10 protein-coding genes are annotated in these 17,315 nt (G+C 47.5%); 6 read left to right on the forward strand and 4 right to left on the reverse strand.

Annotated elements, in window-relative coordinates; genetic code table 11:
- Positions 1 to 200: 200 nt before the first annotated feature.
- Positions 201 to 2,417 carry a glycine--tRNA ligase subunit beta gene (glyS, locus tag QT973_RS25050; protein ID WP_333392460.1) on the reverse strand — a complete coding sequence of 739 codons (2,217 nt, stop codon included), beginning with the start codon at positions 2,415 to 2,417 and terminating at the stop codon, positions 201 to 203.
- A 136-nt stretch (positions 2,418 to 2,553) separates the two neighbouring features.
- On the opposite strand from glyS, the gene QT973_RS25055 reads away from it, so the two are divergent.
- Both QT973_RS25055 and QT973_RS25060 read left to right on the forward strand, forming a co-directional pair.
- Positions 2,554 to 3,681, forward strand: coding sequence for a HetZ-related protein 2 (locus QT973_RS25055; protein WP_333392461.1), 1,128 nt, complete (start codon positions 2,554 to 2,556; stop codon positions 3,679 to 3,681).
- Between the two features lie 1,075 nt (positions 3,682 to 4,756).
- Positions 4,757 to 5,818 (forward strand): hypothetical protein, encoded by a 1,062-nt coding sequence (locus QT973_RS25060; protein ID WP_333272520.1) that lies wholly within the window; start codon positions 4,757 to 4,759, stop codon positions 5,816 to 5,818.
- A gap of 525 nt (positions 5,819 to 6,343) precedes the next feature.
- Here the strand turns inward: QT973_RS25060 and QT973_RS25065 are convergent.
- The 3 genes from QT973_RS25065 to trpB form a co-directional block, all read right to left on the reverse strand.
- Positions 6,344 to 6,976 (reverse strand): ribonuclease D, encoded by a 633-nt coding sequence (locus QT973_RS25065; RefSeq protein WP_333051816.1) that lies wholly within the window; start codon positions 6,974 to 6,976, stop codon positions 6,344 to 6,346.
- A 157-nt stretch (positions 6,977 to 7,133) separates the two neighbouring features.
- Positions 7,134 to 7,640 carry a CAP domain-containing protein gene (locus QT973_RS25070; protein WP_333051374.1) on the reverse strand — a complete coding sequence of 169 codons (507 nt, stop codon included), beginning with the start codon at positions 7,638 to 7,640 and terminating at the stop codon, positions 7,134 to 7,136.
- 69 nt (positions 7,641 to 7,709) lie between these two features.
- Positions 7,710 to 8,948 (reverse strand): tryptophan synthase subunit beta, encoded by a 1,239-nt coding sequence (gene trpB / locus QT973_RS25075; RefSeq protein WP_333374304.1) that lies wholly within the window; start codon positions 8,946 to 8,948, stop codon positions 7,710 to 7,712.
- Positions 8,949 to 9,342: 394 nt separating this feature from the next.
- On the opposite strand from trpB, the gene QT973_RS25080 reads away from it, so the two are divergent.
- The 4 genes from QT973_RS25080 to QT973_RS25095 all read left to right on the forward strand — a co-directional run.
- Positions 9,343 to 9,711: a translation initiation factor gene (locus QT973_RS25080; protein WP_333051370.1), complete on the forward strand. Its 369-nt coding sequence runs from the start codon at positions 9,343 to 9,345 to the stop codon at positions 9,709 to 9,711.
- 152 nt (positions 9,712 to 9,863) lie between these two features.
- Complete coding sequence (recR, locus tag QT973_RS25085) at positions 9,864 to 10,457, forward strand: recombination mediator RecR (protein ID WP_333051368.1); 594 nt, start codon at positions 9,864 to 9,866, stop codon at positions 10,455 to 10,457.
- Positions 10,458 to 10,803: 346 nt separating this feature from the next.
- Positions 10,804 to 12,915 carry a prolyl oligopeptidase family serine peptidase gene (locus tag QT973_RS25090; RefSeq protein WP_333392463.1) on the forward strand — a complete coding sequence of 704 codons (2,112 nt, stop codon included), beginning with the start codon at positions 10,804 to 10,806 and terminating at the stop codon, positions 12,913 to 12,915.
- Positions 12,916 to 13,820: 905 nt separating this feature from the next.
- Positions 13,821 to 17,315 (forward strand): DUF4347 domain-containing protein (locus QT973_RS25095; protein WP_333392465.1); only part of this gene is annotated, 3,495 nt, incomplete at its 3' end.

A 17,315-nucleotide genomic window follows, 5' to 3' on the forward strand; every position in this document is an offset into this window, starting at 1 on the left:
TTGGTATGTATGCGTTTCAGTCCTCATAGCGAGGACTTTCGCTTTGAGACGGGGGTTTCAACCCCCGGCGGACTGAAAAGCTTGGTATGTATGCGTTTCAGTCCTCATAGCGAGGACTTTCGCTTTGAGACGGGGGTTTCAACCCCCGGCGGACTGAAGCGGAGGTTTTCAATCCCAGGCGGACTCAAATCTTGTCAATTTTAACTTTTGACGATCGCCCCAAAGTCAGCCAACACCCGCGCGTGATTCCGCAGCAAACCTAGTAAATTCAACCGATTTTGCTTAATTTCGGGGTCAGAATCCATCACCAAAACGCTTTCTGGCCCGTCGAAAAAGTTGCTGACAGTTGGAGCAATCTCAATCAAACTATCTACCAACTGCTGGTAATTCCGAGTTTGTTTGGATAGCAGCGTTTGCGGCACTAACTGCACCACTGCATCGTAAAAAGCTTGTTCAGACGACTTTTGAAATAGTTCTGGTTTCACCGCCGTTTTCGGTTCCAATTCAACTTTATCCAAATCACCTTGAGCCGCCAAACGAGTTGAACGGTTGACTGTTTCGTAAATCAGATCCAAAGTCTGGTTATTGCGGATTTGTTGTAGGAAAAGTGCTCTTTCCAGTGCGTCCAACAAATCTCTCAATGCTCGTTCAGTATATTCTGGGTCGTTTTCTCCCAAAACTGCATTTACCAAATCGTAATCTACATTCTTTTCTTCTTGCAACAAAGTCCGAATTCTTTGCAAGAAAAACTCGTATAACTGATCTAGCAACTCGGCTGGTGTTTCGGGGCGCGCTGCGGTAAATTCTGCGACAACTTCTGCGAGCAAGTTGTGCAAGTTGAGTGGCAACTGAGCCGCCAAAATAATGTTAGTTATTGCATTGGCTGCGCGACGCAAAGCGAAGGGATCGGATGAACCAGTCGGCAACATTCCCAAGCCGAAGATGCTGACTAATGTATCTAATTTGTCTGCTATGGCGACAATTTGACCTGTCAGAGTTTGGGGCAAATTGTCGCCCGCACCTTTGGGCAAATAATGTTCAAAAATCGCTGTGGCTACTGTTTCCGATTCGCCACTTGCTAAGGCGTATTTCTGCCCCATGATTCCTTGCATTTCGGGAAGTTCGTAAACCATTTGGGTTACGAGGTCGGCTTTGCAAAGTAAGGCGGCTCTTGCTACATCAGCTTGCTCTTCCTCTGTGATTTGCAGTTGATTGGTGATGAGACTGGCAATCTTGCACAGGCGATCGACCTTGGCGCGCACAGTCCCTAAATCTTCCTGGAAAGTTACTGTTTCCAACTTGGGCAAATAATCCTCTAGAGGCTTTGCCAAGTCTGCTTTGTAGAAAAACTGACCGTCTGCCAATCTCGCCCGCACTACTCGCTCGTTACCGGCGGCAATAATCGCGGCTTTAGCGGGATCTCCGTTGGAAATTGTAATAAAATAGGGCAGAAGTTCGGGATAATCGGGGCTTTTGAGTATGGGAAAATACCGCTGGTTTGTAACAATAATTGTGGTGATTACTTCCGGTGGCAATATCAAAAATTCCTCGTCAAATTTGCCGACAACTGCGTTCGGCCATTCTACTAAGTCGGTGACTTCTTCTAACAAATCTTCGGTAATGTCGGCGTAACCGCCTTGTTTTGTCGCTGCGGCTTCTACTTGTGCTTTAATTTGATTTTTGCGCTGGGTGCGATCGACCTCTACGCAAGCAGCCCGCAGACACTCGACATAATCCTCGGCTTGGGGAATCGAAACCCCCCCCGTCCCCCCCTTGCCAAGGGGGGGTGTAGGAAGCGATGTCCCCCCCTTGCCAAGGGGGGGTTTAGGGGGGGTGTATAACACCCGGTGTCCTTGGGAAATTCGATCGCTCTTGACCGTATCCGAACCGCTCACCAATGTAATTGGCAGTACAGTATCATCTAACAGCGCCACGATCGATCGAATTGGGCGCGGAAACTTCAAATCTCCGTCGGCCCACCGCATAAATCTTTTGCCTTCTAACTTATTAATCCACTGCGGCACAAGTTCTGTCAAAATATCCGCACTCATCCGCCCCGGAATCTTTTTGAGCACAAACACAAAATCGCCTTTATCGGTAGCGCGAACTTCCAACGCATCAATTTCTACGCCCTGCTTTTTCGCAAAACCTTCGGCTGCTTTCGTCGGTTTGCCATCTTTAAAAGCCGAACTCGCGGGTGGGCCTTTTACCTCTTCTTCTCTGTCTAATTGCTGAACTGGCAGTCCTTTCACGAGAACGGCCAAACGCCTCGGAGTAGCGTATACATTAATTGAGTCATTTGTCAAGGATGCTTCTGCCAGAGTTGCAGGTACCAGTCGCTGCCACTGCTCGACGCTGCCTTTGACAAAAGATGCGGGCAATTCTTCTGTACCGAGTTCTAATAAAAAGTTAGGCATATCGCACCGTAATGGAATTTTGTTTAGGGTAATTTAAGGTAATTTATCCGATCGCGCGATCGTATATCTGAAAAATACTCAAAAATCCAGGATACCACGTAAAATCGGGGGTGAAAGACAATATTCTCGACAGCCCATGACCTTGGCGGAAAGACTAGGACAAGATTGGAAGTCACGACTTGAACAAGATTGCCCGGACGAAAATTCTAGCACCCGCGAGAGTGTTGTCCGCTGGCTGTTGGGAGACAAGCCCGAAAGATTTGACACTCTTAGCCCAACTCAATTGTCTGTCGCCTCTGGGGCGATCGACTTTTTATATCGAATTTTGATTTCTCGGTATCTCGGAGTACCGCCAGAAAAAGCTTACCGCAACTTGATCGGGCGGCTCGGCGGTTTAGTTGTACTCCGGCAAAAAATCCAAGCGTGGGTTTCCCTGAGTCGCGACAGACAGCGGAGTGCGGTGGAGGTACTGCAAGAAGTGATTCAGGAAATGCTCAATTCCGATCGCTACCTGCAGCAGCAAGTCGCCTGGATTGCCGAATGCACCTCAGACAGACGCCTCCGAAATGCTTTGCTGCTAGCGAGCACAGAAGAATACTGCTTACGGCCGATCCGCAACCAGCCGCTGCTGGTGTACCGTTTTGTCAACTACCTGCGGCGTGCCCAGCGGGGCGGGTTGACGCAAGTGCCTGCGGGAGACTGGGTGCGGCTGGTGTCGGAACAGGTTCTACCCGAAGATACCGATGAACCGCTCAGCCTGCTAGATGAACAGGCAATGTCCGAGTATCGAGAAAATCAAGCTTGGGAAGAGCAGCAAACTCAGCGGCAGATTGTCCAACAAGAATTTGAGAATTACTTGGCCGCTGAAGTCGATCCGCTGGCTTCCCGGTGGCTGCAGCTTTACCTGCAAGGTCGTTCCCAAGAGGCAATTGCCGAGGATTTGAAGGTTCCGATCAAGCAAATTTACCGCTTGCGAGAAAAAGTCAGTTACCACGCGATTCGGGTTTTTGCGGTCAAACAAGCACCGGAATTAGTCGCCAACTGGCTGGAAACTTCGCTCAAAGAACACAGTTTGGGCTTGACTCCCGCCCAGTGGCAGCAATATTTGCAAAACCTCACGCCGGTGCAGCGGCAGTTGGTAGAATCGCTGAAAGCAGGGAAAAGTGTAGAGACGATCGCATCTGAATTAAAGCTGAAAACCAATCAAGTCATCGGCGAGTGGAGCAAACTCTATTTAGCAGCTCAATCGCTCCGCAACGAGTAGATTGGTAATGGGTGGCGGGCAATTGCTAATTGTTAATTGGCGGTAGCATTTTTCCGAATCCGCGCTACAAATCAATTCCCTCACAGCCACAGAGTTCTGCGAGTTTCCCCGTGGAAAACCGCGCGATGCCCCTTGTATCAATTCAGGTTAGCTCGATCGGGATATCGTAGCGCTGCAGTAACGATCGCGATCGGAGACGATCGCAGCCAGCTCTCTGGGCTAAGATACTAGCAGCACGATCGACTTTTCAGGATTTTTTAACTCAATTGGCGTAAGCCCCACGCTGTAATTGTACTCAATTGGGCGTTGGGATATAAGCTTTCGCAAGGTCTATGAAAAAAGAGCGACAATTTCCTCAAAAGTCTAAGATATAAGTGGTTGCGACCCACCCACTCGACTGCAAACAACAGGCTACAGTAGCAGTAAAATGCTTGGCCTCGGACAACTGCGAGAGAAAAGGGGAAAGAGCAGACCGCTGGTTGGTAAGGTACGTCCCACCATAAAATACAATCCAAGTTTGTTGTACGAAAATAGTTTTTTGCCTTGGGAAACAGGGCTTCTGCGTGGATTCCCTACGAAGGGATAAAGGCCGTAAAAAGCCAGAGATGCTGTGTCAGACTCGGATCGTCTTCAGTGACGAATACCCAGAAATGGGTATACCCAACAGAGCAACGGCAAACGATACACGAAGCCCGAACTATAACGGTATTCCGTTTAGTTTGGGTATTTCACCCAATCCTAAATTCAGCGGTTGCCCGTAAATCATCGGTTGTGGTGCATCTCTAATACTTGCGTATTCCTGACATAATTCTATTGTTGCCAGCCACGGGCATCTGTCTCGGGCGATCGATGATAGTGGGTCTAGACTGCGCTAGTCATCATCTAGCTCTCAATCTTTTGGTAGAATTTGAGGCTGCAATACAGCAGGGAGAAAATTCTGGGACTAAGGATTTTTCTTTAATAAAAGCTTCCGGTTGTTAGGCCAATTCCTCCGTCAGGGAAGTTGCAGCGTTTAATTTTATCGCATCAGGTTGGTGCGTCGCGCTCGATCGCGCTTCCAACTACAAAGCAGCTAATGGTATATACATCTTCAACACACTCGGCAGCTACAATGGACTCCGATCGAATATTTCACCTAATCGACACAGTTGTCCCCTTTGAAGCTTGCCTTTATTATCAAGTTTTGCCTTTATCTCTAGAAGGTAATCTATTTAAATTGGGCGTAGTCGATGCCCAAGATGACTCCGCCTTGGACTACGTGCAGCGGATTTTAGCTTACATGAATTGCTCAGTCACAACAGAGCCAATTGCCTCGGAAACTCAGCGCTCGATGCTCTCAGCTTACTTGCTGCACGGCAACCAGCTCCGAGAACCCAGCCAGACAGAAACCGCCGCAGCCCCAAAACCCAAAAATCCCCCATCAGCAACTTCAGGCCCCAATGCAGCAACGCTGCTGTCTGTGCCAGAACCCTCAAGGCCCGCTCCTGAGCGGTTTAAACCTGCTAGCGCTGAGGTGCCCCCGACACCGACACAGGTATCGGTTTTGAATGTCGAGGCCTTGCACTTGTCAAGCCCAGTCGAAGTTTTGGCAACTTTGCCCGCGCCCCAACTGCTGGAAGAATTGCTCGGTAGAGTGCTGCGAGAGGGTATCGGCCGCCTGTTTTTTGAGCGGCACCAGTCCCAAGGCCGGATTCTTTGGAGTCAAGACGGCGTTTTGAAATCGATGCTCGAAGGTATCGATATCGTGCTTTTCCAAGAGGTCATCGATGAGTTGAAACGGCTGACGGATATGCCTGTTGGCCCGGTGGAACAAGCCAAACAAGTCGAAGTTGAGCGCATATACCAAAACACTCATTTGCTGTTGCGCTTGCGGGTAATGACGGTGGGTGGCAAGGAAGAAGCCACTCTGCAAGTTTTGCGGGGGGCAGCTTTGAGGTTTTACCAGCAGCAGCAGTTGTCTACTTTGAGTCGGGACGCGCTGCGGCTGGCCGAAGAATTGCAGCGGAAAGTGAATCAAATTCGCGATCGAACTCGGCTTTCTCCTGTGCCTTTAGAGGGGTTGCCCGCTTTGGAACAGGTGATTAGAAATGTTGACGACCAAATTGAAGCTTTGCTGCACGAACATAATCCCGATTAGCCATAATCAGCAATAGATCACTGTTTTGATTTTTTTTTAACTCATATCGTTTCCGGTTTTATCGGAATGATTTAACCGCAGAGGGCGCTCCAGAACGCAGAGGGAGAGAATACAGAGAGGAATAATTCTGATGCTACCGGATTTGATATCACATCAAGTCTGGTCAAATAATAATAATTACGTTTGTAGTGAGGACTCAAGTCCAAGCGAGTTTTATGATAACTCAAGTCTTCACTACAAAACAATTTGATGGCAGTTGTGCGAGGTGATACCTAGTCCGGTCGATTCCCTCCGCTTCGCTTCGCCCGAAATCAGGTAGGGGCGGGTTCACCAATAATATCTGCCAATAATTGACAATCTCAAAAACCCGCCCGGCCGGGATATTATGGTCAATCGATCGGACATAATATGACACAATATTATACAATTTCAAAAAAATAATGCAACTGTATGCCCGCGATCTAAACCCTGGTAGTCATCATTCATTCCCAATCTAAAATATAAAATCTAAAATCTAAAATGGTATTAGCCGTGCTCGAAAACATTGTTGTACTGCAATAAATCCAAACTCACAAAAACTGGCAAACACTGAAAACATTGCTGTGCAATTTCCCAGCGTTCTTCTCGCTGCAACATAGCAGTCAACTTTTGTTTAGCGCTCAGCAAATAGCGAACATCATTAGCAGCATAATTTAGTTGGTCGTCAGAAAGATTCGTCGCATTTCCCCAGTCGGAACTTTGAGATGTTTTATTTAGTTCTACCTTTTCGAGTTCGAGAATTAATTCTTTCAATCCGTGTCTGTTGGTATAAGTTCTAGCAAGTTTACTAGCTAGCTTGGTGCAGAAAACTGGTGCAATGTCAATACTTAAATTGTAACGCATTGTTGCCATATCAAAGCGCGCAAAATGAAATACTTTCTCAATATTTTCGGCTTCCATTAACTTCTTTAAATTCGGGGCTGCTGTCTGGCCTTTGGCAATCCGCACCACTGCAACTTTACCTTCGGGATTGCACAACTGCACCAAACACAAGCGATCGCGCCAAGGTAGCAAACCCATTGTTTCCGTATCAACGGCGATCGCCTCCGCAGTCAAATAATAAGATAAGAGAGAATCGGGAATATCACCATCGCACACTTGAAAATCTGCAAATTCCATTATTAGTAATTTTTGAATGTTGACTTTTGACTGTTGACTTTTGACTGTTGACTGCCCTCTTCTCTCTTCCCTCTTCCTTCTAACTTCAGCATCTACGTCACACTCGATAATTAATCCGTGTATCCGTGTCCGAATCAGTGTCGTGCCTTCCTTCAAATTATCGACTGCGGACAAAAAGCTGAGTAAAATAATACTCGCCTTTGGCATTTTTCGCAACCCCAATACCGGTCACATTAAACTGACCCTCCATATTTTTGCGGTGGCCATCACTTTTAATCCAACCTTCAACAGCATTGCGTACCGGGTCACTGTAGCCCATATTGTAAGCAAGATTTTCAGCTACACTTTGATAAGGAATCGTAATTGCTTTCGCCCGCCCCTCAAATCCATCGTGACTAAAACTGACTTTACCGTTAGCCATATTTTCGCTGTGAATTCTTGCTATCTGAGTGATTTCCGGATCGACACTCAGCGGCGGCAACTTTTTAGATGCTCGGTATTTATTTATCTGTTGGTTAACCGCTTTTTCTAAGTCAGTAATAGCACTCGAAGCAACATTAGTATTCATGGGAGTTTGTGGCAGCGATCGCGTAGGAATGGAAGTGTCACACTTAGGCAGGATTGTCAACAATCCCAAGCAAATCGAAATCAAACCTTTGGACATGAAATCAAACGAGAAATAAAGTTAATTGTTACCGATTCCTACAGAGCGATCGCCCCACATTCCGCTAACCTAGATATTCAGAACCTTCGCTACAGTGTTCACGTCTTTATCGCCGCGTCCGGAACAATTAAGCACAATGCGCGGATTGCCTGTTAGCTGCGGGCACAGAGTCTCCAAATAGGCGATCGCGTGAGAAGTTTCCAAAGCCGGAATAATCCCCTCCAACTGCGAAAGCCGCTGAAAAGCTTCCAGCGCTTCTGCATCAGTAACACTGTAATATTCAGCCCTACCAGCATCCTTCAAATAACTGTGTTCCGGCCCCACACCAGGATAATCCAAACCCGCACTAATCGAATGCGGCTCAATCACTTGACCCTCATTATCTTGCAGCAAATAACTCATCGCCCCGTGCAGAACTCCCACACTTCCCTTAGTCAAAGTAGCAGCGTGTTTATCAGTTTCCACACCTTCGCCTGCGGCTTCAATACCAATCAATCTGACAGTTTCTTCCCCGACAAACTCGTGAAAAAGACCCATTGCATTAGAACCGCCGCCGACGCAAGCTAATAAAATATCCGGCAAACCACCCCACTTTTCCTGACACTGAGCGCGCGTTTCTTCACCGATTATCGCATGGAAATCGCGCACCATCATCGGGTAAGGATGGGGGCCCGCCACGGAACCGAGAATGTAATGAGTTGTTTCGACATTTGTCACCCAGTCGCGAATCGCTTCCGAAGTCGCATCTTTCAGCGTTCCCGTACCCGCAGCCACGGGCCGTACTTCGGCTCCCATCAAGCGCATTCTAAACACATTTAAAGCCTGTCTTTCCATGTCGTGAACGCCCATGTAGACAACGCATTCTATACCGAAACGAGCGCAAACTGTGGCGGTAGCAACGCCATGTTGACCGGCACCAGTTTCAGCAATTACCCGCTTTTTGCCCATGCGTTTTGCCAGCAATGCTTGAGCTAAAGCGTTGTTGATTTTGTGAGCTCCCGTGTGGTTTAAATCTTCGCGTTTGAGGTAAATTTGCGGGCCAGTTCCGTCTGCTTTAGCGTAGTGTTCGGTGAGGCGTTCGGCGAAATACAAAGGGCTGGGGCGGCCGACATAATCTTTGAGCAATTGTTGGAGTTGCTGTTGAAATTCCGGTTCGCTGCGGTATTTGTGGAAAGCCGCTTCTAGTTCAAATAAAGCGGGCATCAGGGTTTCGGGGACGTATTTGCCGCCGAATTTGCCGAATCTGCCGAGGGAGTCTGGGCGTTGGGCGCTGGTTTCGGTGGTGAGAGGTAGGGGGGTGACAGTCATTTGATTTTAGATTTTAGATTGTAGATTTTTTAGATTGGCGGGTAAGCTAGAGGCTTGATGTCGATCGTACCAAAGTCGATCGTACCAAATCGGTTGTGGACTTGAGGCGATCGAACAAATTTCATTATAATTCCTTCAACGCTTGACCGAAAGCATCCAGGATACCCGCCACGTGATTCATCCGTCCAGAAATAAAAAACCTGTATCCGAGAAACTTGCCGAACGTATTTATCTCGCGCAAGTCAATCCTTCAATTCTTTAATCTAAAATCTAAAATCGATTGACGGGCTAATACAATAAGTAGAAGATGGGATCGCATTCCGAGCGATCGCAACCATACCCCAATCCGCTAAAACTAGAAATACCACTAAAAAAAGTTCAAGCATCTTAACCTATGGCAGCATCCAAACGCAAAGATTCTGACAGTAAAACAACCGAGGGCAAACGAATAGTTTACTCCGAATTTGGCAACGTTGACAACTCCGCCGCCCTCCAACGGGGAGTTGCCGAAGTTCCCCCCAATCAACAAAACCTCAAAATCGAAGCATCCCGCAAAGGACGCGGCGGCAAAACAGTTACAATCATCAGCGGCTTTCAGGAAAAACCCGAAACATTAGCAACTTTAGCCAAGCAGCTAAAAGCCCAATGCGGTACTGGCGGCACAGTCAAAGATAATGAAATCGAAATTCAAGGCGAACACAAGCAAAAGCTGCTAGAAATCATCACAAAGTTAGGCTACAAAGCTAAAATTAGTGGAGGGTAAATTAGTCAACAGTCATCAGTGTATGGGCGGGGCGGGTTTATGATATACTTAGTTTTAAACATAGATGGTTGGTAAAACCTGCCCCTACATCGCACAAATTATATTGTCGCGAATCAACCAGAAATGATATTACCAATTACCGCCAATTTTTAATGTACACTCGACCTTTAGCTCGTTTAATCGAACAATTGCAGCGCTTGCCCGGAGTCGGCCCAAAAACAGCCCAGCGTTTAGCTTTACATATTTTGAAGCGACCGGAAGAAGAAGTGCAAGCCCTAGCTAAATCTTTGATTGATGCCAAACAGCAAGTAGGTTTCTGTCAAGTATGCTTTCACTTATCTGCTGACCCTGTTTGCGAAATTTGCCGCAATCCCAACCGCGACACTCATACCATTTGTGTAGTGTCAGAATCCCGCGACGTAATCGCTTTAGAAAAAACGCGGGAATACATGGGTAAATATCACGTTGTTGGCGGCGTTATCTCGCCGATGGATGGAATTGGACCAGAACAATTGAACATTCAACCGTTAGTCCGGCGTGTCAGCCAGCAAAAGGTTAAGGAAGTAATTATTGCTATTAGTCCCAGCGTGGAAGGCGAAACTACTACTCTTTATATCGGTCACTTATTAAAACCTTTTACGCTGGTGACGCGCATAGCTTTTGGTTTGCCGATGGGGGGAGATTTGGAATATGCCGATGAAGTTACATTGGCTCGTGCTTTGGAAGGAAGGAGGGAGTTGGATTAGTTGAAAACGGGTGATGGCTGATTTAAAAATAAGAGAAACGAACCGCGAAGACGCCAAGAGCACGTTCGGCGAAGCCGTTCCCGAAGGGTAGGAAGAGAAGAGAGGATGAAGAGTTTACAATTGATGCGACGAGAGCTATATTCTAAGCTTCTGCGATTGCTTCGCTCAGGCTCGCAATGACAAAATTGTAAGATATGAAACCCGCGTCGGCGGGTTTTGTCTGTGTAGCGACCGGTTTCAACCTGTCGGGTATTTGGTATTTAGTTTTTGGTCTTGAGTTTCGTTGTTCCCTGTCGTCACTGCCGCGAAAGGGTAAACTGGACAAAGTTACCGAGAGTAAAAAATCATGGCTAAATTCGATCGACCTTTCACCTACCCCATAACCCGCAAAATCGACCAAACAGACGACTACCACGGCGTCAAAGTATCTGACCCTTACAGGTGGCTGGAAAATCCCGACTCTGAGGAAACCCAAGCTTGGGTGGAAGCCCAAAATCAAGTTACCTTTGGCTACCTCAACGAAATTCCGGCGCGGCAAAAAATCAAACAGCGCCTGACTCAACTTTGGGATTACGAGAAATACGGCATACCTTTCAAAGAAGGAGATCGCTATTTCTACTACAAGAATGACGGCCTGCAAAATCAATCGGTACTCTACACGTTAACATCCCTCGACAGCGAACCAAAAGTATTAATTGACCCCAACACTCTCTCAGAAGATGGAACCGTTGCTCTGGGTGGGATAGCTATCAGCGAAGACGGCAAATATATGGCCTACGGTTTGTCAAGTTCCGGTTCCGACTGGCAGGAATGGAAAGTCCGTGATGTGGCAACCGGCGAAGATTTATCAGACCATTTAAAGTGGATTAAATTTTCAGGAGCCTCCTGGACTCACGATGGCAAAGGCTTTTTTTATAGTCGCTACGACGAACCCAACGAAAAAAGCAAGCACGAAGACGTTAATTATTACCAAAAACTGTTTTACCACCAACTCGGTACGCCGCAATCTGAAGATGTATTAATCTACGAGCGACCCGACCAGAAAGAGTGGGGATTTAGCGGTGGCGTCACCGAAGATGGCAAATACTTGATTATCTCAGTTTGGCAGGGAACTGAAACCAAAAACTTGATTTTTTACAAGGATTTAACTGCACCGGAATCAACCGTTGTAGAACTGATTAGCGAATTCGAGGCTGAGTACAGTTTCATCGACAATGAAGGCTCTCTTTTCTGGTTTCAAACAAACTTAAATGCACCGTTGGGCCGCGTAATTGCGATCGACACCAACAACCCACCTCCCTCATCCCTCGCTTGTGATGAAACCCCCTCGTCGCCCAGGGAGGGGGAGTTTACAGAAATTATCCCCGAAGCAGCAGAAACCCTCGAAGGCATAGGTCTCCTGAACAATCAATTTGTCGCTTCTTACTTGAAAGACGCCTACACCCAGATTAAAATTTTCAACTTAGACGGCTCTTTCGTGCGAGAAGTTGCCTTGCCCGGAATCGGTTCGGCGGGAGGATTCAGCGGCAAGCGGCACGACACCGAAACTTTTTATGCTTACACCAGTTTCACCGCACCTAACATCATCTATCACTACAATATGGTGACAGATGAAAGTACAATTTATCGGCAGCCAAAGGTCGATTTTAATCCAGACGATTACGAGACAAAACAAGTATTTTACCCAAGCAAAGACGGTACGCAAGTACCCATGTTTATCACCCACAAAAAAGGCTTGCAGTTGGATGGCAATAACCCCACCTACCTTTACGGATACGGTGGTTTTGGCATCTCGCTAACTCCGAGTTTTTCTGTTAGCAGGATAGTGTGGTTAGAGATGGGTGGAGTTTATGCGATCGCCTGTTTGCGGGGAGGCGGCGAGTACGGCGAATCATGGCACGAAGCAGGCAAAAAGTTGAACAAGCAAAACGTGTTTGATGACTTTATAGCTGGCGCTGAATGGTTGATAGAAAACAAGTACACCAAACCGGCTAAATTGGCGATCGCAGGCGGTAGTAATGGCGGTTTATTAGTAGGGGCTTGCATGACTCAGCGGCCGGAATTGTTCGGTGCAGCGCTGCCGGCTGTCGGCGTTTTGGATATGTTGCGCTTCCACAAATTTACCATTGGTTGGGCTTGGACTTCTGAATACGGTTCGCCGGAAAATCCCGAAGAATTTCCCACAATTCACGGCTATTCTCCCTTGCACAATCTCAAACCGGGAACGGCTTATCCAGCGACAATGATTACAACTGCCGATCACGACGATCGCGTGGTTCCGGCCCACAGTTTCAAGTTTGCTTCTGCTTTGCAAGAAACCCACGCGGGAGAAAATCCCGTGTTAATTCGGATTGAAACGAAAGCGGGACACGGTGCCGGCAAACCCACTGCGAAAGTGATTGAAGAATTGGCTGATGAATGGGCTTTTTTAGTGCGGGAACTCGATATTGACGCTTAGCAAGCGGCGTTAGAGGGTGCGATCGACGCAGTTTGATGATTTAGATATAAACAGAGTGTAAAGGACGATCGTACTTTTTGAATTCAAGGGCGATCGTTCTTTTTTGTCACCGCAATCCTGGTATTAACATATATAATTTGTCAAGGTTTTTTTGTTAAATTTTGTAGCTTTAAGTTGCTATTATTACATGGCTGTGAGTTTACTGCACCCCAAAGTAGTATAAGTATAAATCTCTAGAAATGCCGTACTCTCAACTTTCAAGAGCGATCGCACCTCAAAGTCAAAATCTGCCAATTTTTAGGCAATTAATATTTTCAGTATATTTACAGTTCAAGCTGTCTGAGGAATGAGAATTAAATAACTTCCACTCTTGAAAGTGGGATGGGCTCTTATAGCCCGTCCACTCATGACGGGCTTTCAGGCCCATCCCACAATAACAATTAAAATTGTAAGTTATTTAATTCGCGATCCTGAGCCAGCCTCGATATCACCAGACTCAGAAAAGCGGCATGAGGGGTCAGACCCCTTGTACTGATAAATCCGTAAGTAATTTACCATGTAACTAACGTTAGACCTGATATCATTTTTCCCAAAAATAGAGGGTTTTGGCTAATATGAAGGCTGTGACCCCTTATTCATGTTATGATTGGCAGCGATCGGTCGCATCAGGACATCCAAGGGCGATCGCTGCAATTCCTCTCTAATGATTGCCTAACATCACAAATAACAAATACAGGAAAATATTATATATCCTAAAAAAAATATTTTTCAAAACTTTATACTGCAAAGTTTATCATCCTCTATGAAAAGGGGTAGCTTAGATTTAGCAACCAAATTAACCAACAATAAGAACCATCCCAAATCTGTCAATTTTGTCATCTACACAAGCACGGAAATCTACCAACATGGAAACTAAAATCTTGAGACAAGCTAGCCATAAAGCAGAGACGGCTAGCCGAAAAAATCTAGCGATTGTGGATTCAAAAGTAGAAAACTACCAAGAGTTGCTCAGGGGAGTGAAAAGCAATACAGAAGTAATCCTGCTCGATAGATTCCGGGATGGAATCGAACAAATTGCCGAAATAACAGCATCAAGGCACAGCCTCAACAGCATTCAAATAGTTGCTCACGGCGCATCAGCATCAGTAGAAATCGGCCGGGCAGAACTCAATATTCACAATATAGAAACCTATTCCAGCCAATTGCAGCAGTGGGGTAAAGCTCTCAACGAAACAGGTAGTATTCTGCTGTTAAGTTGCAACACAGGCGCAGGGGAATCTGGTCTAAAATTCATACAAAAACTCAGCCAAATAACAGGAGCAAATGTTGCAGCTTCCAACAATCTAACAGGGAGTGCAGCATTAGGCGGCGACTGGGAATTAGAAATTACTACAGGACAAATAAATACCGAAATAGCCTTTGAAAAAGAAGTCCTAGAAGGCTACACATCAGTCCTGGCTACCTTAGCGGCTGAAGAATTTAAAAATACAACAGTAATCGGGCCTTGGATATATGGAGTTGGCAACAACCTTACAACTAACCCAGGCTTAACCGCAGGTGCCACCAATTCCAGCGGCGTTATTCCCGCTTTAGGGACTGGCGATCCACCCGGAACAGGTACTTTGAGATTAACATCAAACGCCTTTCAACAAGCAGCTTTTGTAATCTACAACAACCCCATCTCGGCTACTGAGGGTCTGAGAGTTACCTTTGATTTCTTTGCCTATAACAGAGGTACTGTCCTTTTTCCACAACGACCACCAGGGGATAATACCCCGGTTGGTGCCGATGGCATTAGTTTTTTCCTCATTGACGGAACAGCTACGCCAACAGAAGCGGGAGGCTATGGTGGCTCTCTAGGCTATGCTCAGAATAATAATAGTCCCGCTTCACTTGGTATTTCTGGAGGTTATTTAGGTGTCGGATTAGACGAGTTTGGCAATTATTCTGCCAGTCAATCAGGATCGGGAGGGCGTGTAAATACAAATCCTGCTGCGCTGGGAGGGCCGCTAGAGGATGCAGTAGGACTTAGAGGCAGCGAAAGCACATCTTATAATTTTTTAACTAGCCGAGTCGTTCCCGGTGGCATAGACAATAAAGATACAAGCATTCGCGCTGAAGCTAAAAGAACCGTTCAAGTTACATTGTTCCCGGCGAATTCACAAACATTTCCTAACCGTCTGACAGTTGCCTTCGACTTGGACAGCAACGGCACATTTGATGCGGGCGAAACACTGATCGATATACCAAATTTGGCAATCGTAAACGGAGCAGTGCCGCGTACTTTTAAATTTGGCTTTGCTGCTTCGACAGGGGGAAACACAAACATTCACGAAGTTAACAATGTCATCGTCCAAAGTATAGATCCGCCTACACTCCAAGCCGACGTTTCCATTGTTAAAAAAGGCCCGCTGTTCGCCACACCCAACAGCACCATTACCTATACAATTACCTCCACAAATAACGGGCCAAACAGCGCCGAAAGCGTCCTGATTCAAGATCCCCTGCCTGCAGGCTTAAGTTTCGTCAGCGCCTCCGACCTCGCCACATACAATACCGTAACGAGGACGGTCATCTGGCCGGTGATTCCGACTCTGGCTAACGGTGCTAGCCAAACCCGCACCATCACAGCCACAGTTTCCCCAACAGTCACAGCTCCCTTAACTAACACTGCCTATAGCACCTCCACCACTTTCGACCCAAATCTAGCTAACAACAATAGTTCCCAACCCATCTCTCAAGTCTCAACTACAATTGTTGCTGCTCTTGCCGACGTTGTTACCACCAAAACCGGGACTGCGACTGCAGCACCGGGTGAAATAGTTACTTACACAATTTCCACAGTCAACAACGGCCCAAGCACAGCCACAAACGTCACCGTTACCGACAGCATTGTTCCCGGTTTAAATATAGTTAGTCTACCCAACGAGGCTGTTTACAATGCAGAGACTGGGAGTGTCACCTTCCCAGCGATTCCCAGCTTGCCTTCCGGTGCTCCTCCTGCCATCAACACAGTCAGCTTTATCGCACCTGCATCTGCATCCGGCAGCGTCAGCAACACCGCCAGAAGTACCTCAGCTACCCCCGATCCTTTTCCTGAAAACAACAACGGTACTGATCCGCTGGCTACAGTCACCACACCTCTGACACCTAGTGCCGACGTTGTTACCACCAAAACCGGGACTGCGACTGCAGCACCGGGTGAAATAGTTACTTACACAATTTCCACAGTCAACAACGGCCCAAGCACAGCCGCAAACGTCACCATTACCGACACCATCCTTCCCGACTTAACAGGAGTCATCCCCTCCGACGGCGGCGTCTACGATCGGGTTACAGGCATTGTCACCTTCGCGCCCGTTCCCAGCTTAGCCAGCGGTGTCACCGTCAACAACACAGTCCGCTTCATCGCACCTGCATCCGGCAGCGTCACCAACACCGCCAGAAGTACCTCAACTACCGCTGACCCCACTCCAGGCAACAACGCATCTACAGTCACCACAACTCTGACACCTAGTGCCGACGTTGTTACCACCAAAACCGGGACTGCGGCTGCTGCACCGGGTGAAGTAGTTACTTACACAATTTCCACAGTCAACAACGGCCCAAGCACAGCCGCAAACGTCACCATTACCGACACCATCCTTCCCGACTTAACAGGAGTCATCCCCTCCGACGGCGGCGTCTACGATCGGGTTACAGGTATAGTCACCTTCGCGCCCGTTCCCAGCTTAGCCAGCGGTGTCACCGTCAACAACACAGTCCGCTTCATCGCACCTGCATCCGGCAGCGTCACCAACACCGCCAGAAGTACCTCAACTACCGCTGACCCCACTCCAGGCAACAACGCATCTACAGTCACCACAACTCTGACACCTAGTGCCGACGTTGTTACCACCAAAACCGGGACTGCGGCGGCAGCACCGGGTGAAGTAGTTACTTACACAATTTCCACAGTCAACAACGGCCCAAGCACAGCGGAAAACGTCACCATTACCGACACCATCCTTCCCGACTTAACAGGAGTCATCCCCTCCGACGGCGGCGTCTACGATCGGGTTACAGGTATAGTCACCTTCGCGCCCGTTCCCAGCTTAGCCAGCGGTGTCACCGTCAACAACACAGTCCGCTTCATCGCACCTGCATCCGGCAGCGTCACCAACACCGCCAGAAGTACCTCAACTACCGCTGACCCCACTCCAGGCAACAACGCATCTACAGTCACCACAACTCTGACACCAACTCCAACTCCCACACCAACTACAACTCCCACACCAACTACAACTCCCACACCAACTACAACTCCCACACCGACTACAAGTCCAACTCCCACACCGACTACAAGTCCAACTCCCACACCGACTACAAGTCCAACTCCCACACCGACTACAAGTCCAACT

The sequence above is a fragment of the Microcoleus sp. Z1_A1 genome (genome assembly GCF_036700305.1).
Lineage (GTDB): Bacteria > Cyanobacteriota > Cyanobacteriia > Cyanobacteriales > Microcoleaceae > Microcoleus.

Coding starts and splice junctions, on each gene's coding strand:
- QT973_RS25065 (WP_333051816.1), bottom strand. CDS start 6,976: ATGGAATTTGCAGATTTTCAAGTGTGCGATGGTGATATTCCCGATTCT.
- recR (WP_333051368.1), top strand. CDS start 9,864: ATGTACACTCGACCTTTAGCTCGTTTAATCGAACAATTGCAGCGCTTG.
- trpB (WP_333374304.1), bottom strand. CDS start 8,948: ATGACTGTCACCCCCCTACCTCTCACCACCGAAACCAGCGCCCAACGC.
- QT973_RS25060 (WP_333272520.1), top strand. CDS start 4,757: ATGGTATATACATCTTCAACACACTCGGCAGCTACAATGGACTCCGAT.
- QT973_RS25055 (WP_333392461.1), top strand. CDS start 2,554: ATGACCTTGGCGGAAAGACTAGGACAAGATTGGAAGTCACGACTTGAA.
- QT973_RS25070 (WP_333051374.1), bottom strand. CDS start 7,640: ATGTCCAAAGGTTTGATTTCGATTTGCTTGGGATTGTTGACAATCCTG.
- QT973_RS25090 (WP_333392463.1), top strand. CDS start 10,804: ATGGCTAAATTCGATCGACCTTTCACCTACCCCATAACCCGCAAAATC.
- QT973_RS25080 (WP_333051370.1), top strand. CDS start 9,343: ATGGCAGCATCCAAACGCAAAGATTCTGACAGTAAAACAACCGAGGGC.
- glyS (WP_333392460.1), bottom strand. CDS start 2,417: ATGCCTAACTTTTTATTAGAACTCGGTACAGAAGAATTGCCCGCATCT.